Annotated in this window: 17 protein-coding genes; 2 read left to right on the plus strand and 15 right to left on the minus strand. The window is 67.6% G+C overall.

Annotation, left to right across the window (positions count from 1 at the left end):
• Positions 1 to 2 precede the first annotated feature (2 nt).
• The 9 genes from AC3WRI_RS18230 to AC3WRI_RS18270 all read right to left on the minus strand — a co-directional run bounded on the left by AC3WRI_RS18230 (position 3) and on the right by AC3WRI_RS18270 (position 10,600).
• Positions 3 to 1,355, minus strand: coding sequence for a hypothetical protein (locus tag AC3WRI_RS18230; protein ID WP_011616801.1), 1,353 nt, complete (start codon positions 1,353 to 1,355; stop codon positions 3 to 5).
• 27 nt (positions 1,356 to 1,382) lie between these two features.
• On the minus strand, positions 1,383 to 2,765 hold the full coding sequence (locus tag AC3WRI_RS18235) for an HlyD family secretion protein (RefSeq protein WP_010814227.1): 1,383 nt from the start codon (positions 2,763 to 2,765) through the stop codon (positions 1,383 to 1,385).
• 517 nt (positions 2,766 to 3,282) lie between these two features.
• Entirely contained in the window at positions 3,283 to 4,749 is a 1,467-nt protein-coding gene (locus AC3WRI_RS18240) for an MFS transporter (RefSeq protein ID WP_010814226.1), read from the minus strand.
• A gap of 44 nt (positions 4,750 to 4,793) precedes the next feature.
• Positions 4,794 to 6,713 carry a TRAP transporter large permease gene (locus AC3WRI_RS18245; RefSeq protein ID WP_011616802.1) on the minus strand — a complete coding sequence of 640 codons (1,920 nt, stop codon included), beginning with the start codon at positions 6,711 to 6,713 and terminating at the stop codon, positions 4,794 to 4,796.
• Entirely contained in the window at positions 6,710 to 7,339 is a 630-nt protein-coding gene (locus AC3WRI_RS18250; RefSeq protein ID WP_011616803.1) for a TRAP transporter small permease subunit, read from the minus strand. Before AC3WRI_RS18250 ends, AC3WRI_RS18245 begins: the two co-directional genes overlap by 4 nt.
• 25 nt (positions 7,340 to 7,364) lie before the next feature.
• Entirely contained in the window at positions 7,365 to 8,408 is a 1,044-nt protein-coding gene (locus AC3WRI_RS18255; RefSeq protein ID WP_010814223.1) for a TRAP transporter substrate-binding protein, read from the minus strand.
• 389 nt (positions 8,409 to 8,797) lie between these two features.
• Complete coding sequence (locus AC3WRI_RS18260; protein ID WP_439672535.1) at positions 8,798 to 9,493, minus strand: intradiol ring-cleavage dioxygenase; 696 nt, start codon at positions 9,491 to 9,493, stop codon at positions 8,798 to 8,800.
• 66 nt (positions 9,494 to 9,559) lie between these two features.
• On the minus strand, positions 9,560 to 9,769 hold the full coding sequence (locus tag AC3WRI_RS18265; protein WP_010813516.1) for a hypothetical protein: 210 nt from the start codon (positions 9,767 to 9,769) through the stop codon (positions 9,560 to 9,562).
• A 363-nt stretch (positions 9,770 to 10,132) separates the two neighbouring features.
• Positions 10,133 to 10,600 carry a nucleoside deaminase gene (locus tag AC3WRI_RS18270; RefSeq protein WP_010813515.1) on the minus strand — a complete coding sequence of 156 codons (468 nt, stop codon included), beginning with the start codon at positions 10,598 to 10,600 and terminating at the stop codon, positions 10,133 to 10,135.
• 257 nt (positions 10,601 to 10,857) lie between these two features.
• Here AC3WRI_RS18270 and AC3WRI_RS18275 point away from each other — a divergent pair, with 257 nt between their 5' ends.
• Both AC3WRI_RS18275 and AC3WRI_RS18280 read left to right on the plus strand, forming a co-directional pair.
• On the plus strand, positions 10,858 to 11,532 hold the full coding sequence (locus tag AC3WRI_RS18275) for an ankyrin repeat domain-containing protein (protein ID WP_492293747.1): 675 nt from the start codon (positions 10,858 to 10,860) through the stop codon (positions 11,530 to 11,532).
• 132 nt (positions 11,533 to 11,664) lie between these two features.
• Positions 11,665 to 12,138: a MarR family winged helix-turn-helix transcriptional regulator gene (locus AC3WRI_RS18280; RefSeq protein ID WP_010813513.1), complete on the plus strand. Its 474-nt coding sequence runs from the start codon at positions 11,665 to 11,667 to the stop codon at positions 12,136 to 12,138.
• Positions 12,139 to 12,180: 42 nt separating this feature from the next.
• Here AC3WRI_RS18280 and AC3WRI_RS18285 read toward each other — a convergent pair whose 3' ends face one another.
• The 6 genes from AC3WRI_RS18285 to AC3WRI_RS18310 all read right to left on the minus strand — a co-directional run bounded on the left by AC3WRI_RS18285 (position 12,181) and on the right by AC3WRI_RS18310 (position 17,644).
• A complete protein-coding gene (locus AC3WRI_RS18285; protein ID WP_010813512.1) occupies positions 12,181 to 12,696 on the minus strand; it encodes an aromatic-ring-hydroxylating dioxygenase subunit beta in 516 nt (171 codons plus the stop codon).
• Positions 12,697 to 12,731: 35 nt separating this feature from the next.
• Positions 12,732 to 14,021, minus strand: coding sequence for an aromatic ring-hydroxylating dioxygenase subunit alpha (locus AC3WRI_RS18290; RefSeq protein WP_010813511.1), 1,290 nt, complete (start codon positions 14,019 to 14,021; stop codon positions 12,732 to 12,734).
• Between the two features lie 12 nt (positions 14,022 to 14,033).
• Positions 14,034 to 15,314, minus strand: a complete 1,281-nt coding sequence (locus tag AC3WRI_RS18295; protein WP_010813510.1) for an NAD(P)/FAD-dependent oxidoreductase — start codon at positions 15,312 to 15,314, stop codon at positions 14,034 to 14,036.
• Between the two features lie 11 nt (positions 15,315 to 15,325).
• A complete protein-coding gene (locus tag AC3WRI_RS18300; RefSeq protein WP_011616807.1) occupies positions 15,326 to 15,631 on the minus strand; it encodes a non-heme iron oxygenase ferredoxin subunit in 306 nt (101 codons plus the stop codon).
• An 82-nt stretch (positions 15,632 to 15,713) separates the two neighbouring features.
• A complete protein-coding gene (locus AC3WRI_RS18305) occupies positions 15,714 to 16,760 on the minus strand; it encodes a branched-chain amino acid ABC transporter permease (protein ID WP_011616808.1) in 1,047 nt (348 codons plus the stop codon).
• Complete coding sequence (locus tag AC3WRI_RS18310) at positions 16,760 to 17,644, minus strand: branched-chain amino acid ABC transporter permease (RefSeq protein ID WP_010813507.1); 885 nt, start codon at positions 17,642 to 17,644, stop codon at positions 16,760 to 16,762. The genes AC3WRI_RS18305 and AC3WRI_RS18310 overlap by 1 nt, the downstream gene beginning before the upstream one ends.
• Positions 17,645 to 17,649: the final 5 nt, after the last annotated feature.

Raw genomic sequence — 17,649 nt, forward strand, 5'->3', positions numbered from 1 at the left:
CGTCACTCCTTGGCGGCGGTGTTGATAGGGGCGGTTGCAGGTGCCGCGGCCGCAATGGCCGGCGGCGGGCAGGACGGTTCCAGGCATCCGCCCGGACGGAAGGGGTTCCAGCGCGCCGCGGCCAGCACGGCCCATGCAGTGGCGCCCAGGTGGGGCAGGTGGAAGTAGTGGAAGTCCTCCGTGGTCGAGGTGGGCCCGATCGACAGCCCGGTGCTGATGCGCGCCTCGGGCGTGGCGTAGAGCATCCCGGACGGCGCCCGCTGCGACAGCAGCAGCTGCCACAGTGGCTGCGCCTGTTGCGCCTGCCCGGCGGCCTGCAGCACCAGCGCGGCCTGCCCGGTGCCTTCGGTCCAGATGCCGTCGGGGCCGCCCTTGAAGCCGTAGCCCGCGCCGGCGCGGTGCTTGGCCTCCACCCACGCCAGGTTGCGGCGCCAGTCCTGCGGCGGGTCCGGGATCGCGATCAGCGGCCACAGCACCGCATCCAGCGCGGACGGGCCGGCGTTTGGCGCGCGCCCATCGTCGCGTGTGCCGATGATGAAGCGGCCCTCGCGCGCCTGCCACATGGCGCCGACAAAGCCGCGCGAGCGCGCCGCGCCGTCGCGCCAGCGCGGATCGTTGCGCTGGCTGGCGAGCCAGCTGAAGGCGGCATAGGTATCGACGTTGTGCTCGGTTGATTTCCAGCCCTGGCGGGTCTGCTTCGGCTCATGGCCGAAGAAGCCGCCGATATAGCCGGCGGGCGCGCTCGTGTCGGGCACGGTGGCATGCACCCAGCCCATCAGCGCGGCGGCGCCATCCAGGTAGCGCGCATCGCGGGTGGCCTCATGCACGGCCAGCAGCAGCAGCGCGGCCCAGGCCACGTTACCGGTGGCAGTGCCGGCCTGGTAGGCATCTTCAAACCAGCGCTTGCTGGGCTCGTCCCACCAGCCTGGCAGGGGCACCGCGCCGGCCGGCAGCGGGCCGGCGCGATAGGCGTTGCGCAGGCGCGCATCGCGGAAGTGGCGGTCCTGGCGGGTTGCCTGCAGCACGGCGTCGGCAATGCGGCGCGCTTCGGCGGGACGCTTGCAGGCCACCAGCGCGATGCCGGCCAGCGCGTTGTCGTAGACGAAGGCGGCATTGCGCAGCGCCGGGGCCAGCGGCCCGCCGCCCGGCGCCGGCTCATAGCTGGCGAGAAACAAGGGGCCGTTGCCGCTTTCACGGCTGACGCGCTCGGCCAGGGTCTTGCAGCCGTCGGCCAGCAGGGTCTGCTGGGCAGGCTCGGCAGCGCGCGCCGCGCCTGGCGCCAGCGCGAGCACGGCGGGAAGCAGCGCGCCGGCAACCAGGCGGGGCAGGCGTGCAGTCGGGATCGGCAGTCGCATCCGGGGCTCCTTTGCCTGCGTCGGCGGTTATATCAGCGATGCCCGCAGCTGGCCCAGCCAGCTCTGGTTCAGCGTCACGCGCGCCCAGCGGCCCATGCCGCAATGGCCGGACTGGGTTGGCCCTGCCGCTGCCCGTGCTGCTGCCCCTGACGCCCCGCCAGCCTTGCCGGGCACGTTGCCCAGCGGGCGGTCGAGCTTGGCGATCACATAGATCTCGTTCTTCTCGATCGGCGGGAAGGGCACGAAGTAACGCGCCTGGTCGCCGTCCGGCGCGCGCGGCAGTACCTCTGCCACCGATGCCGGCAACGCCGTGGGCACGCCGTCGACATTCACGTTCAGCCGTGCACCGGGCAGCAGGTTGTCGCTGAGGCTGCGCGGGAACACCGCAACCACGCGCGTCTGCGCGCAGTTGCTGGCGCGCGCCAGGGTGGCGCCGGCGGCCACGCGCATGCCGGGCTGCGCGATCAGGTCTTCGATGGTGCCGGGTTCGGCCGAGCGGATCTCCAGGTTCGAAAGCCGGTCGAGGCGTTCCTGTTCCGTGGCGATCATCTCGTCCACCGACTTGCCATAGGCCTCCAGTTGTTCCAGCTCTGCCGTCAGCTGTGCCGATTCCGCGCCCAGTACCTGGCGCCGCTGGGCCAGCGTGGCGCTGGGGCCGTCGGTGGATGAGGCATAGACCTTGTTGCGCGCGGCCTCGCTCACGCTGACTGCGTTATCGAGCTCGGCCTTGGCCGCTGCCTTGGCATTGGAAAGCATCGACAGCTGGTAGCGCGAGGCATTGGTGTAGGCCTCGCTGACGGCCCCGGCCCACTGCATGTTCTGGTTGCGGTTGACCACTTCCTGCTGCTGGTCTTCCTGTGCCCGGGCCGATGCCAGGCGCGCCTCCAGGGCGCGCACGCGCGCACCGTGCTCGCGTTGCGCAGCGCTGTTGTAGCGCTGCAGGTCCTGCTCGGTGGCGGCCATCAGCCGGCGGTTGCTTTCCAGCCGCGCGCGGGCGGAGTCATGGCGCTGCTGGTTGTCGAGCTTCTTGCCGGTCAGGTCGACCAGCAGCGAACGGTCGATGTTCGGGTTCTGCACGATCATCAGCGCCTGGTTGGCCGAGAACGACTGGCCCGCGGCCACCATCTGCTTCGTCACGATGCCTTCCACGGGAGAAGTCACCAGGCTGACCGGACTGTTCACCACGGCCCGCTCCGACGAGCGCGTAAACACATTTGGAAACATGATTGTCAGTACGGCCCAGATGATGAACAGCACCACGCCGTAGCCCGCCATGCGCGGCACGATGTGCCAGAGCGGCACGGTAACGGGCTGCGGGCGTTGCACCAGGCCGTCGCCGTGGGGCTGGCGCAGCGGAGCCGGTGTCAGCGGGTGTTGTCTGGGTGGCGGATTATTGCGCTGGTCGGCCATGGTGTTGTTCTCCGGCAAGCAAAGTCAAAAAGCGTCCCCGCCGGCATGCACAGGGTGCATGCCGGATGAGCGAAAATTCCACGCAAGCGGGTAGCGTCGCGCAAGGGCTGTCGCGCGGTGCCCGGCTTGCATGTCCCCAATTCAGCTTGTTGTCTGCAGCACGCTCGATGTGGCCAGGCCGTATCGGCGCGCCTTGCATTCGGGCCGACAAGCGGCCCCTGGATTTGCCCGGCTTCATCCGGGCAGAGTTGAACAATGGCCAGTCAATGGCCAAGAAGTGGCAGCCCGCTGACGCAAAGATTCATGCACTCAGGCCGCCGTGTGTGAGTTAAAGGCTAGTCAGTTGCCCCGTCCCTTGCTGTAAAAATGTGTAAGGGGAGGCTGTAGCACTGCTTAACACGGCAGTAACATGACATGCAATGAACGACGAATACAGCACACATTGACGGGGTTTTGACGCTGGTACGGAGTTGAGTCCGGCAGCGATGGCAGTTGGCGCGCGCTGCGGTGACGCGGGCTAATCGTCGGCTGCGAGTGGCGGCGCGATGTGCTCCAGCGGCCGCCGTTCGGCGTCGATGCCGAAGCGCAATGCCAGCAGCCCGGCGACGATCACCAGCAGCGCGCCGAAGCCGTAGCCTGCCGCCACGGCTTCGCGGCTGCCGCTTTCAATCAGCGCGCCCAGCAGCACCGGCGCGATAAAGCCGCCGGTGCCGGTGCCCACGGCGTAGAACACCGAGATCGCCAGCGCGCGCATTTCCAGCGGGAAAACTTCGCTGGCGGTCAGGTAGGCGGAGCTGGCCGCGGCCGAGGCCAGGAAGAACACCGCCGACCAGCACAGCGCCTGGCCGCGCGCATCGAGCCAGCCTTCAACGAAGGCCCAGCCGGTCAGTGCCAGCCCGATGCCGGACAGCACGTAGGTGGCGGCAATCATGCGCCGGCGCCCGATGTGGTCGAACAACGGGCCAAGCAGCAGCGGCCCCAGCGCGTTGCCCAACGCAAAGGGAAAGATATACAGCGCCACGCGCGCTTCCGGCACGGCATAGAAGCGTGTCAGCACCAGCGCATAAGTGAAGAAGATTGCGTTGTAGAAGAAGGCCTGCGCCACCATCAGCGCCAGCGTGATCATGCTGCGGCGGCGGAAGCGCCGCAACAGCAGGCGCATGACTTCGCCCACGCCCGGCGCGGCGCGCCGGCGCATCGCCACCGCGACGCAATCCGGTGCCACCGGCGGCAGCGGGCCATGGCGGGCGCGCACCTCGGCCTCGATCGCGGCGATCACGCGCTCGGCCTCTTCCAGCCGGCCATGGGTGGCAAGCCAGCGCGGGCTCTCCGGCACATGCTTGCGCACCAGCACGATGGCCACGGCCAGTACCGCGCCCAGCGCGAAGCAGACGCGCCAGCCCCAGACCGGGCCGAACACGCGCGCATCGAGCAGCACCAGGCTCAACCCGGCGCCGAGTGCCGCGCCCAGCCAGAAGCTGCCGTTGATGGCCAGGTTGACGCGCCCGCGCACGCGCGCCGGGATCAGTTCGTCGATGGCGGAATTGATGGCCGCGTATTCGCCGCCGATGCCAAGGCCGGTAAAAAAGCGGCAGGCCGCAAAGAAGGCAAAGCCGGGAGAGAACGCGGTGGCCAGCGTCGCCACCATGTAGACCGCGAGCGTGGCCAGGAACAGCCGCTTGCGCCCGAGCCGGTCGGCCATGCGCCCGAACACCAGCGCCCCCAGCACCGCGCCGGCGATATAGAGCGAGCCTGACCAGCCGACCTGCGTCGCGGTCAGGCCCAGCGTATCGGGGCGCTCCAGCACGGCGCCGACCGAGCCCACCAGCGTGACTTCGAGGCCATCGAGGACCCAGGCGACGCCCAGCGCAATCGCCACGCGCCAGTGCCAGCGCGACCATGGCAGGCGGTCCAGCCGCCCCGGAATGTCGGTGCGGAATGCGGTGTCGACGGGAAGGCTGGCGAGGGCGGTATCGGTTGGCATTGCCAACCAGTATAGGAAACGGGTGCAAACGGGTGCCGCAGCGTTCAGCGGTACAGCACCGTGGGCAGCCAGAGGCCGATGCCGGGGAAGACGTAGAGCAGCACCAGCGCAATCAGCTGGATGCCCATGAACGGCAGCATGCCCAGGAAGATCTGGTTCAGCGTGACATGCGGCGGCGCCACGCCCTTCAGGTAGAACGCGGCCATTGCCACCGGCGGCGACAGGAAGGCGGTCTGCAGGTTCAGCGCCACCAGCAGCCCGAAGAACAGCGGGTCGATGCCGAAGTTATCCAGCAGCGGGATAAAGATCGGCATGAAGATGATGATGATCTCGGTCCATTCCAGCGGCCAGCCGAGCAGGAAGATGATCAGCTGCGCCAGGATCATGAACTGCACCGGCGACAGGTTCAGCGACAGCACCCACTGCTCGACCAGCGCCTGTCCGCCCAGCAGCGCGAACGCGGCAGAGAAGATCGACGAGCCCACGAACAGCCAGCACACCATGGCGCTGGTCTTGGCCGTCAGCAGCACCGATTCCTTGACCACGCGGAAGTTCAGCTGCCGGTACGCTGCCGCCAGCAGCGCGCCGCCGAGCGAGCCCACCGCCGCGGCTTCGGTCGGCGTGGCCAGCCCGAACACGATCGAGCCCAGCACCGCCAGGATCAGCAGCGCCAGCGGGAAGAACGACGACAGCAGCATCTTGAAGATTTCCAGCCGCGCGAAGCTGAAGCGCCAGTAGAAGTACACCAGCACCGCCGCCACGGCCGCCAGCGTGATCCAGAACCAGCGGGGTGCGGATACTGCAGCCGCCGCCGGCACTGGCGCTGGCTGCGCCCCGGCTTGCGCTGCGGTCGTCGGTGCAGGGGTGGTAGCGGCGGGAGCGGCCGGCGCTGCGGGCGCAGCGGATTCTTCCACTGGCGGCGCCTGCAGGTCGTCGAGTGATGCGCTGCTTTCCTCGGCGCCTCCCATCGACAGCGGTGCCTCCACCGCGACGCTGGCGGCGGGCGCGGTGACCACGCTGTATATCGTTCCCATCACCAATACCACGGCGATCGCCGGCAGCAGCACGATGCCCAGCTGGCGCGCGAACACTGCCGTCGGCAGGTCGGCATTGCGCGGGCCCTTGAGCGCGCGCATCAGGCCGGCACCGAGCGCAGGCAAGGCATGGGTGGCGCCGCGGGCTTCCAGCGTGCGCGCCACCGGCGGCAGCGGCACCACCCGCTCGGCTTCCGGCAGCGGCGGCGCGAGCGCGGGCTTGAGCTTGGCCAGGATCAGGAGGTAGAGGATATAGAGCCCGGTCAGCATCAGGCCCGGGAAGAACGCGCCCGCATAGAGCTGCACCACCGACACGCCCGCGGTGGCGCCGTAGACGATCAGCAGCACCGACGGCGGGATCAGGATGCCCAGGCAACCGCCCGCGGTGACCGCGCCGGCCGACAGCGACGTGCTGTAGCCCGCGCGCAGCATGGCGGGGAAGGCCAGCAGGCCCATCAGCGTGACCACGGCGCCGACGATGCCGGTGGCGGTCGCGAAGATCGCGCAGGTCACCAGCGTGGCCACCGCGAGCGAGCCGGGAATCCACGCCAGCGCAAGGTGCAGGCTGCGGAAGAGCTTTTCGATCAGGTTGGAGCGCTCGACCAGGTAGCCCATGAACACGAACAGCGGGATCGAGATCAGCACGTCGTTGGTCATGACGGCATAGGCCCGCTGCACCATCAGGTCCAGCGTCTGCTGCACCGCGATCGTGGGGTCGGCGTGGCGGTAGGCCAGCCAGGAGAACAGCACGCCCATGCCCATCAGCGTGAACGCGGTGGGGAAGCCCAGCATGATCGCCACCACGATCAGCGCCAGCATCAACAGGCCGAGGTGTCCGTTGGTCCAGTCCGCCGGCGCGGGCATGAACCACGCCACGGCGCCGACGATCAGCACCATCAGGGAAATGCCGAACCACAGTTCTTTCCTCATCGGCCGGCTCCAGGCTGGTCGTCGCGCGGCGGCGGTGACTCGGCCAGCTCAGCGGTAGGGGTGCCTTGCACCATCTCCTTGAGCTGCTCGACATCGACTTCCTCGACATCGCCTTCGCGCGGCGGCCAGCTGCCGTTCGCCAGGCACAGGATGCAGCGGATGGTCTCGGCCGCGCCCTGCAGCAAAAGCAGCGCGCCGGCCACGGGAATCACTGCCTTGAACGGATAGATCGGCGGACCGTCGGCGGCGATGGAAGAGTGTTCGTCCTGTGCCAGCGAGACCTCGAAGAAATCGATGCCCGCCCAGGCCAGCGCGATCACACCGGGGAAGAAGAAGGCCAGGTAGAGCACCAGGTCGATTGACGCCTGCATCCGCGGCGGCAGGAAGCCATAGAGGATGTCGCCGCGCACGTGGCCGCGCTTGGCCAGGGTATACGCGCCGGCCAGCATGAACATCGTGCCGTACAGCATATTGCTGGCATCGAACACCCAGGCGTGCGGCGTGCCCAGCGCATAGCGCGAGAACACCTCGTAGCTGATCATCAGCGTGAGCCCGATGATCAGCCACGCGCCGGCCTGGCCGACGAAGGTGCTGATGCGGTCGATGCCAAGCAGCAGGCGTTGCACGGTATGGCCCCCGGAGTGGTGCGGCTCAGGTGCGTTTGGAGAAGTAGTGGCTCGTTGCCAGCCGGAAATCGACGTTAGTGTCGTTCTGCCAGCGCGTGGCGCGCTCGGCGAAGGCCTTCATCGAATCATTGACCTTCTTGAACATCGGGTTTTCCTTTTCCTTGCGCGCCACGATCTCATCCCATACCTTCAACTGCGCCTGCAGCACCGAGTTGGGGGTCGCGTAGAACTTCACGCCTTGCTTCTGCAGCGCCTGGTAGTCCTTGGAATAGCGGTCGATCGCCTTGATCGACATATCCGCGGACGCCGCTTCCACCGCGTTGGCGATCAGCGCCTTGAGCTTGGCCGGCAGCGCGTCATAGCGCTTGCGGTTGAACAGGATCTCGAACTGCTCCGAGGGCTGGTGGAAGCTGCGCAGCATGCAGACCTTGGACACGTCCTGGAAGCCCAGCGCGCGGTCGGAGCTGGCGTTGTTGAACTCGGCCGCATCGAGCAGCCCGCGGTCCATCGCCGGCACGATCTCCGCGCCCGGCAGCGCGTTCACCGCGGCGCCCAGGCCGGTGAAGATGTCGATCGACAGCCCCACCGTGCGGAACTTCAGCCCCTTGAAGTCTTCCGGCTTGGTGATGGGCTTCTTGAACCAGCCCAGCGGCTGGGTCGGCATCGGGCCATACAGGAACGACACCACGTCCAGGTTGAGGCTGCGGTAGATCTCCTGCTGCAACTCCTTGCCGCCGCCGTACTTGTGCCAGGCCAGCAGCATGTTCGGGTCCATGCCCCAGGCCGGGCCCGAGCCCCACAGCGCCAGCGCCGAGTTCTTGCCATACCAGTACGCGATCACGCCATGGCCGCCGTCCAGCGTGCCCTTGCTGACCGCGTCGATCAGGTCGAAGGCCTTGACCACCGCGCCCGCGGGCAGCAGCTCGATCTTCAGGTCGCCGCCCGACATATTGTTCACCTTGGTGACGAAGTCGCCGGCGAACTCGTGGAAGATGTCCTTGGTGGGCCAGGTGCTCTGCCAGCGCATCGTGACCGGGCCTTGCGCCTTGACGATGGCCGGGAAGCCCATTGCCGCGGCGCCCGCGGCCGCACCGGCGGCCCCCCCAAGGAAGCCGCGCCGGGAAACGCCTGGCTTGGTTTCCGCTTCAGGTTTTGCTGCGCCTGCTTTCCTCGTCCTGGATGCCATGACCGCCTCCATTTGCTATGTGTGGGATTACCCGCGAGCGCCGGCCATGGGGGCCGAGACAACTCGCCACTGACGCGAACATCGGAAAAGTCGGGAAATCTGGAGCATGCCGGGCCAGTGGCCGCGCGGCAGGAGCGGGCGTGCAGGTGGCCCGTGATTCCCTTCATGGTAGGAAAGGGACAGGGAACCACAATCTAGGGATTACCCGCGCGGTGTGGGCCCGCGCACTTCGTGGCGGGGCCCGCCGATGCCGCGGATCCGGGGCTGGGCGCTCAGGTGCGGGTGATGCCGACCGTGAACTCGGCCTCCAGCAGCCCCGTTGCATCGGCAGCCTGGCGCACGCGCATCTGGTTCGGGTGGGGTCCCGCGATCGGGTCCTGCGTGGTGGCGCGCGACGGCACGCCGTGCGCGCGGTAGGCCGGGTGGCTGCCCAGCACCTCGCGGTTCAGGGTATCGCTGAAGTACAGCTGGCTGGTCAGGGCTTCCGACCGCCCCAGCAGCACCTTGAAGTGGATATGGATGGCGCGTGGCGCGTACCAGCCGGGATAGATCGACGTGAACGTGGCCACGCCGTCCTGGCTGGTGGGCTGGACGCCACGCAGGAAACGCGCCTGGCGGTTGCCGCGGCCCTCGCCGCTGTAGCTGCCGTCGGCATCGCAGTGCCAGATGCTGACCAGCGCACCCGGCACCGGCGCGCAGCCGCGCCCGGCATCCACCACCCGGATGCACAGCCGCAAGGGTTGGCCAGGGCGGTCGTCGCGGATGTCGGTGCGCACCAGGGCGTCGTCGAGGTAGAAGGGGCCTTCGGTGGCGGCGGGCGTCAGCAGGCAGGCGGCGGGGGTGGCTGCTGCCGCCGCGGGCGCGATGCCGGCAGCGGCAAGCAGGCCGCCCAACTCATGCAGGAAGCGGCGGCGCGCCGCGTCGGTGGCTGCCGCGCTGTCGGCGCCAATTGCCGGGCGCACTGTCATGGTGGGCTCCGAGGTGATCCGGGTGCGCCTTGCGGCGCGTGGTGCTGCCGCGCCGGCGCCGAGACGTCAGCGTCCCATCGCCTTGAGCATCGAGTAGCCGTGGCTGGTAATGCGCGGCTCCTGCCGGCGGCCGTGCAGGATCTCAAGTTGTACGAGTTGCTTTTCGACCAGTGCCTTCAGGTCGATGGGGTCGATCTGGCGGGAATCGCTGGAATCGAGAGAATCGGGGCCGTCGCTCAGCAATAGCAGCGTGGCAAATTCATGCGGGCTCAGCACGTTCGTCTCCTTGGCTAGAGGGGGGCGTTTGCTGGGAGTCTGCGCGGCGCAGCAGCGCCAAACGCGGGAAGATTGTCAGAAGCCCTGGAGACGATGCGGCACATGCCGCCCATGCGTGCTGCGCCGCGGTGAAATGCTGCGGCGCGGCATCCTGTCTCCGGCGACTAATTGGTTTGACGAGGCCGGCAGCACGCGGTTCCGTGCAACCGCTCGCGGTTACATGTGACCGGGCGTCGCACGCCGTGATCGTCATCCGCCGCTCATTATCAGCCTGTCACGATGACAATGTGATGGCCATGCCGGTACTGTGGAATTGGGCGGCAGCCTACCGCCCATTGCACCGCTTGCGCCGCATCGCGGCGTCTATCGGTCCTGCTGCTCGCGCCACGCCTCGTACAGGTCGATGCCCTCGTCGCGCGCCGGTACATAGGCCAGCGTCATCTCCCGTTGCTCCAGCGGCCGGGCCAGCTCGATATAACCGCGCTCCGCGGACAGGTCGTAGGGTTCGCCGTCTTCATTGGAGTAGGCGTAGTAGACCGCCTTCACGCCGGCCAGATACATTGCCGACAGGCACATCGAGCAGGGGTAGCCGCTGGCGTACACCGTGCAGCCGCTCAGGTCCGGCTTGCCCAGTGCCCGGCTGGCGGCGCGCACGGCCTGCATTTCGGCGTGTGCACTCGGGTCGCAGGTGGCGTCTACCTGGTTGACCGCGCGGGCCAGCACCTCGCCGTCCCTGACGACCACGGCGCCAAAGGGCCAGGTATTGCGTTCGCGCACGTTCTCCATGGCGAGGCGGATGGAATCAAGCAGATAGGCTTCTGTCGTGGACACGCGTTGTCTCCCTTGAGGCCTGGCCCGTGCAGGCGGACGATGGTTCGGGCCTCGGGACTATAGGCCAGCGTGCGCGGGCATGGTGGCGTGGGTTGCTATAGGGCGTATTTGGGCCTTGCGCGTGCAGCACCGGTTATTGGCGATGGCACTGGCGTGCATTCGAATCCATAACTTCGCGCGGCGTGGCCGGCATGACAGAATGCACCGGACCGCATCGACACCCCTTACACCCGACGCATCCGCACGGAGGAAAGAACATGCTGGCGGCGCGCCTGTCCATCTGCCTTGCCCTGGTCATTGCCATGCTGATATCCACCCCAGCCGCCGCCGCCGGCGGCCCGCCCGAACAACAGTTGCGCGAGGCCGCGGCTAGCGGCAACGCCGCGCAGGTCACCGCACTGCTTGGCCAGGGCGCCAGCATCGATGACCGCGATGCGCAGGGACGCACGGCGCTGCTGCTGGCCACGCACCACAACCGCGTGCAGGCGGCCAGGGTCCTGGTCGATGCCGGCGCCGACGTGAACGCGAAAGATGCCATCCACGACAGCTCCTACCTGTACGCCGGCGCGCGCGGCTACAACGAGATCCTGCGCCTGACGCTGGCCCATGGCGCGGACCTGCGCAGCACCAACCGCTACGGCGGCACCGCGCTGATTCCCGCCGCCGAGCGCGGCCATGTCGAGACCGTGCGCACGCTGATCGCGGCCGGCGTGGCGGTGAACCATGTCAACAAGCTCAAGTGGACGGCCCTGCTGGAGGCCATCATCCTTGGCAACGGCGGGCAGGCCCATACCGAGATCGTGCGCCTGCTGGTCAAGGCGGGCGCCGACGTGAACCTGGCCGACGGCGACGGCGTGTCGCCGCTGCAGCATGCGCGCCAGCGCGGCTATACGCAGATCGAACAGATTCTCAGCGCCGCCGGCGCACGCTGAACCCTGCGCCGCAAGGCGGCTCGCTCTCGCCTGCCTCATATATACTGTCAGTGTGCATACAAAATGGTGAGAGCGATGTCTGCGAGAGCAAAACGCAACGCAACGAGTGGCAGTCATGAGGTGGCGGATGCCATGCCGGAAGCCGATCCGGCAAAGGAATTGCTCTGGGCCCGCCCGGGGTTCCTGGTGCGGCGCTTGCACCAGATCCACGTCGCGATGTTCTTCGAGGAGTGCAAGTCGCCCAATATCACGCCCGTGCAATATGCCATCCTGACGGTGCTGTCGGTGCTGCCGGGATTGGACCAGACTTCGCTCGGGCAAGAGGTCGGCCTTGACCGGACCACGACCGCCGACGTCGTGCGCCGGCTCGAGGAGCGCGGGCTGGTAGAGCGCCGCGACAACCCCGCCGACCGGCGCACCCGCCACGTCCACCTGACGCGGGAAGGCAAGAGCGTGGTCACGGCGCTGCGTGGCGACATGGCGCGTGCGCAGGAGCGCATGCTGGCGCCGCTGAAGCCCGCCCAGCGCGAAGTGTTCATGGACCTGCTGGCGACGCTGGTGGAAGCCAACAACCAGTACAGCCGCACCGTGCTGCGCAGCATGTGAGCCCGGCGGCGGCCGCAAGGCCCGCCGCGCCCCCAACGCGCGCTAGACCGGGTAGACCAGGTCGTTGGCGATGATGGTGGTGTCGTAGACAACCTGCCGCTCGCGCAGCAGCAGGCCGCCACCCTGGCGGCGGAAGCGGTCGTAGTAGGTCCCCGCCAGGTGGATCGTGGTGGGGCCCTCCACCAGTGTCTGCAGCAGCATGTAGTTGGCCTGTGCCACGATATCGCCGTCCGCGGTTTCGTCGCTGACCCGCGTGTTGGTCACTAGGTGCAGGTTGTAGCGCGGCGCGAACATCTGGGTATTGGCAATCGCAGCGGCGCGGTCGCGCATCATGCCCACCCCTTCGGCGTAGACCAGCCCCACCGGCAGGTTGCGCTCGGCATTCTCGCGCGCGGTGATCCGGTAGAGCGCGTCCTCGGTGAAGAAGCGGGGCCATTGCTCCACCAGGCCGGCGTCGAGCACCGCGCAGTATTCCGCGTGGAAGGCCTCGATCTCCAGTCGCAGTTCAATGGCGCGCGCGGTGCCGAGGGCGCTCTCGCGATAGAGGGAATAGTTCATCGGTTTCATATTCTGGGAATCCCGTTAGCCGCCGTTCAGAACCCCATCACGCCGCGGTAGTACTGGTACATCGCACGGATGGCGGATTCGGAGATCAGGGAGTTGGAGGTGCCGACCTGGTCCGGGTCCAGCTTGAGCACATTGAGGTCGCTGCTGGAGCGGCGCACGCCTTCCTGCACGAACTTCATCGCCTCGTTGTCTTCCAGCCCCAGGAAGCCAGCGGGGCCCATCAGGTTGCCTTGGCGCAGGCGGTGCTGCGTCATCTCCTCGGTATCATCCTCGTAGCCGAACATGGTCCACAGCATCAGCATGCTGTCCGGCCCGTTGGGCACGATCTGGCGCACGCCGAGGGTGTTCATTTCGCGCTGCACGATCAGGTTCGGCCAGATCGTCTGCATCGTCACCGACCAAGGCGAATCGAACTCTTTCACATATTCCAGGAAGCGTTCGTCCTCCAGACGCATGCCTTCATGGTATGAGCGCATCTCCTTCTTGTTCTCGTCGCTGACGGCCGCGTACTTGTCTTCCTTCTTCGCCGACGCCATGGTGCCGTGCCGCCCGTGCACGGGATCGGCGATCATGGCGCTTTCGTTGCCCGCCACCAGCAGTCCGAACACCACCAGGAAGGAGTGCAGCAACGTGGCGTGGTACGGGTCCTTGAGGTTCTCGTGGTACATCTTCCAGTTGCACGGAAGTTCGTTCTTGTAGTACCCGAGCACCTTGAGCGGCTTGCCGTTGAAGACGATGTCGAAGTCCTTGAGGATCTCCGGCGTCAGGTAGTCTTCCAGGCTTTCCATGTCCGCCGCGTACGAGGCGAAGATCACGCCGTTGCGCGTGGCCACGTTCAGCTTGACCAGGCCGTGGTCCTCGTTGCGGAAGTCCCTGGGCATGCCACCCGCGCGATTGACGCCGCGCTTGAACGGAACGCCCTGCAGGTTGCCCTTGAGGTCGTAGGACCACTGGTGATAGGGGCAGACGAATTCCTTTGCATTGCCCTGGCTGTGGCGGCAGAACTCGGCGCCGCGGTGCGCGCAGCGATTTTCGAAGACGTTGACCGAGCCGTCTTCGGCGCGCGACACCACCACCGGCGTCGCGCCGACATAGGAGCGCTTGTAGTCGCCGGCGTTGGGGATCTCCGCTTCGAGCGCGACGTAGTTCCAGGAGCGTCCGCGAAAGATCTTCTGCAGCTCGAGGTCATGCACCTCCTTGCTGGTGTAGACCCAGTCCGGGATATAGTGCAGGCTGTCTTCGGGCCAACGGCAGTCGGCCAGGCCGGCGTCTTTCTTGCCCAGCGTGTGCTGGATCACAGCTTGTGTCTGGTACATGTGGGAGTCCTTTCAGAGTGTAGCGGGGCTGGCCGCTGCCGTAGGGAGGTCGCGCACCAGCTGTCGCAGCGGCATGGCGTCATCGCACAGCCGTGGCAGCAGGTCTTCGACGGCATGGCCGAAGAGCGCGCGCAGCGGCCGCAGGTCGCCGCCGGCATTGATGGCGATGGCGTGGCTGAGCCGGCCGTGCCGGGTGCCGAGCAGCATGAACCTGGGGCAGGGCGCGTCGCTGGCGGCGATGCCGCGCCAGGCATAGCGGGTATCGGGAGTGGCCGCGCCGAGCATCTGCACGTTGCAGCCGAACTGGTCGGTCCAGAACCACGGCATCGCCGCGGGTTCGGCCTGCACGCCCAGCATGGCGGCGGCGGCGATGCGCGCCTGCTCGTTGGCGCTTTGCCAGGACTCCAGCCGCATGTGGGCGCCGAGCCGGGGCTGGTACTGGCTGCAGCAGTCGCCCGCGGCATAGATGCCGGCCGCGCTGGTGCGGCCCTGCTGGTCGACCTGGATGCCGCCGTTGGCGGGGTCCAGCGCCAGGCCGGCGGCGGCGCCGAGCGCCACCTCGGGCGTCAGCCCGATCGCGACCACCACCAGCGGCGCCTGCAACGCCGCGCCGTCCGCAAGCCTGACCTGCACGCCATCGGCCTGCGGCACCAGGGCCGCGATGCCGCAGCCGAGCCGCAGCTCGACGCCTTGCGCAAGCACGCGCTGCGCCAGCCAGCTGCCAAGCTCAGGCGGCAGCGCGCGGCCGAGCAGCCGGTCGGCGCTTTCGATCAGCGTGACCCGGAGGCCGAGGCCGGCCGCGGTCGAGGCCGTTTCCAGGCCAAGGAAGCCGCCGCCGATCACGATCACTTCGCGCGCGCGCTGCATGGCATCGCGCAGGCGGGCGGCGTCGTCGAGCGTGCGCAGGTAGTGCACGCGGGGCGTGCCCGGGGGAAGCGTAGGCAGGACGCGCGCATTGCCGCCTGTGGCGAGCAGGCAGGCGGCGTAGCGAATGGCCTCGCCATCGGCGCAGTGCGCCACGCTGTGCGCGGGGTCCAGCGCGGTGACCGTGGTGCCAAGCCGCAGCTCGATCTCCTGCCCGGCATAGAAGCCGGCGGGGTGCACGCCGATCTTGCCGTCCTGCGCGGCATCGGCGAGCACGGACTTGGACAGCGGCGGGCGTTCGTACGGTGCATGGCGTTCGCCGCCGGCCATGACGATGCGGCCGCGATGGCCGAGCCTGCGCAGTTCGGCAGCGGCCATCGCGCCTGCCTGGCCGGCGCCGACAATCAGGATGGGCGTGTCTTGTGGCATGCTCGGCTCCTTCAAAGCTCGACCCACACCCGGCTGTCTTCGAACTTGACCGGGTAGGTGCGGATGTCGCTGGTGGCAGGCGCGCACATCGCCTTGCCGGAGCGGATGTCGAAGCGGGCCTGGTGCAGCGGGCACTCGATGCAGCCGTCTTCCAGGTAGCCGTCGGACAGCAGCGCGTACTGGTGCGTGCAGACGTTGTCGGTGACGAAGTACTGGTCGTCGCTGCGATAGACGGCGAGCTGGCGGTCCCCCAGCGTGAGCGGCATTACCTCGTCGTTCCGCAGGCCGTGGGCGGCGTCGATTTCAATCCATGCCATGGCGATCTCCGTGAATTTGATTTGTCAGTATGCTGAATATATAAGATCAGTGTACTGATGTTTTATGCTCGCAGTATTCTGGTTAACCCTGGCCCGGGTTGGCCGCGCCGGATCCGGCTGGCCCCACCGCGGGCGCGCCGGCCTGCAGCGACGGGCGGGCCTGCCAGCGCGCCAGGATCTCGCCCATGATGCCGCGGCGGAACGTCAGCACGCACACCACGAAGATCAGCCCCGTCACCATGCTGACCGATTCGCCCAGCGTTTCGAACCAGCCGATGCCGGTCATGGCCGCGAGCGCATTGCCGGCGTCGCCCAGCTTGTTTTCCAGCGCCACGATCACCAGCGCGCCGACCAGCGGGCCCGACAACGTGCCCATGCCGCCGACCAGCGTCATCAGGATGACCGTGCCCGACATCATCCAGTGCACGTCGGTGAGCGTGGCAAAGCCCAGCACCAGGGTCTTGAGCGCGCCCGCCAGCCCGGCCAGCGCCGACGACAGCACGAACGCCAGCAGCTTGAAGCGGTCCGCGTCATAGCCCAGCGAGATGGCACGCGGCTCGTTCTCCTTGATCGCACGCAGGATCTGCCCGAACGGCGAGTTGACGATGCGCATGATGCCGAGGAAGGCCGCGGCGGTGATCAGCAGCACGACGTAGTACATGGTGTGGTCCGACGCCAGCGGCAGCACGCCGAACAGGTCGCCCCGCGGCACCGCCTGGAGGCCGTCTTCGCCACCGGTCGCGGGCGCCTGCAGGCAGAAGAAATAGAACATCTGCGCCAGCGCCAGCGTGATCATGGCGAAGTAAATGCCCTGCCTGCGTATTGCCAGTGCACCAAACACCAGGCCGAGCAGGGCACCGAACGCGGTGCCTGCGAGCAGGCCCAGCTCCGGCGTCAGCTGCAGGAACTTCATCGCATAGCCGCAGGCATAGGCGGCGCCGCCGAAGAAGGCCGCATGGCCGAACGACACCAGCCCGGTGTAGCCCAGCAGCAGGTTGAAGGCGCAGGCAAAGAGCGCGAAGCACAGCAGCTTCATCACCAGCACCGGGTAGGCGCCCAGCCAGGGCGCGAGCAGCAGGACCGCCAGCAGCAGTCCGTAGGCGAAGGTCGCACGCTTTCCGCTTGCCATCATTTTTCCTTTCCAAAGAGCCCGGCGGGGCGCACCAGCAGCACGCACACCATGGCGACGAAGACCACCGTCGCGGAGGCTTCGGGGTAGTAGACCTTGGTAATACCCTCGAAGACACCCAGGCCAAGTCCGGTGAAGATCGAGCCCAGGATCGACCCCATGCCGCCGATCACCACCACGGCGAAGACCGTGATGATCAGATTCTGGCCCATCAGCGGCGAGACCTGCATCACCGGCGCGGCCAGCACGCCCGCCAGCGCGGCCAGGCCCACGCCGAACGCGTAGGTCAGCGTCACCAGCAGCGGCACGTTGACGCCGAAGGCCTCGACCATGCGCGGATTCTCGGTGCCGGCGCGCAGGTAGGCGCCCAGCCGCGTCTTCTCGATCATGAACCAGGTGGCAAAGCACACCGCCAGCGACGCTAGCACCACCCATGCGCGGTAGTTGGGAAGCACCATGAAGCCCAGCTGGCTCACGCCAGACAAGCCTTCAGGCGTGGGATAGGGCAGGCCTGAGACGCCATAGATCGAGCGCAGCGCGCCTTCGATCAGCAGGCAGATGCCCAGCGTCAGCAGCAGCCCGTACAGGTGGTCGAAGCGGTAGAGGTGGCGCAGCATGGTGCGCTCCAGCACCACGCCGAGCGCCCCGGCCAGCACCGGTGCCAGCACCAGCATCAGCCAGTAGTTGAGCCCGAGATAGTTCAGGCCCATCCAGGCCAGCACCGCGCCGAGCATGAACAGCGCGCCGTGCGCAAAGTTGATCACGTTGAGCAGACCGAAGATCACGGCCAGGCCCAGGCTCAGGATCGCGTAGAACGAGCCGTTGACCAGCCCCAGCAGTAACTGGCTCAGCAGCGCGGGCAGGGGCACTCCAAACAATTCCATGAAAA

The sequence above is a fragment of the Cupriavidus sp. FW305-27 genome (genome assembly GCF_058787995.1).

Excerpts from the sequence above, each read along its gene's own strand:
- AC3WRI_RS18230 (WP_011616801.1), bottom strand. The coding sequence starts at position 1,355 with ATGCGACTGCCGATCCCGACTGCACGCCTGCCCCGCCTGGTTGCCGGC.
- AC3WRI_RS18235 (WP_010814227.1), bottom strand. The coding sequence starts at position 2,765 with ATGGCCGACCAGCGCAATAATCCGCCACCCAGACAACACCCGCTGACA.
- AC3WRI_RS18240 (WP_010814226.1), bottom strand. The coding sequence starts at position 4,749 with ATGCCAACCGATACCGCCCTCGCCAGCCTTCCCGTCGACACCGCATTC.
- AC3WRI_RS18245 (WP_011616802.1), bottom strand. The coding sequence starts at position 6,713 with ATGAGGAAAGAACTGTGGTTCGGCATTTCCCTGATGGTGCTGATCGTC.
- AC3WRI_RS18255 (WP_010814223.1), bottom strand. The coding sequence starts at position 8,408 with ATGGGCTTCCCGGCCATCGTCAAGGCGCAAGGCCCGGTCACGATGCGC.
- AC3WRI_RS18260 (WP_439672535.1), bottom strand. The coding sequence starts at position 9,493 with ATGACAGTGCGCCCGGCAATTGGCGCCGACAGCGCGGCAGCCACCGAC.
- AC3WRI_RS18275 (WP_492293747.1), top strand. The coding sequence starts at position 10,858 with ATGCTGGCGGCGCGCCTGTCCATCTGCCTTGCCCTGGTCATTGCCATG.
- AC3WRI_RS18280 (WP_010813513.1), top strand. The coding sequence starts at position 11,665 with ATGCCGGAAGCCGATCCGGCAAAGGAATTGCTCTGGGCCCGCCCGGGG.
- AC3WRI_RS18285 (WP_010813512.1), bottom strand. The coding sequence starts at position 12,696 with ATGAACTATTCCCTCTATCGCGAGAGCGCCCTCGGCACCGCGCGCGCC.
- AC3WRI_RS18290 (WP_010813511.1), bottom strand. The coding sequence starts at position 14,021 with ATGTACCAGACACAAGCTGTGATCCAGCACACGCTGGGCAAGAAAGAC.
- AC3WRI_RS18295 (WP_010813510.1), bottom strand. The coding sequence starts at position 15,314 with ATGCCACAAGACACGCCCATCCTGATTGTCGGCGCCGGCCAGGCAGGC.
- AC3WRI_RS18300 (WP_011616807.1), bottom strand. The coding sequence starts at position 15,631 with ATGGCATGGATTGAAATCGACGCCGCCCACGGCCTGCGGAACGACGAG.
- AC3WRI_RS18305 (WP_011616808.1), bottom strand. The coding sequence starts at position 16,760 with ATGGCAAGCGGAAAGCGTGCGACCTTCGCCTACGGACTGCTGCTGGCG.
- AC3WRI_RS18310 (WP_010813507.1), bottom strand. The coding sequence starts at position 17,644 with ATGGAATTGTTTGGAGTGCCCCTGCCCGCGCTGCTGAGCCAGTTACTG.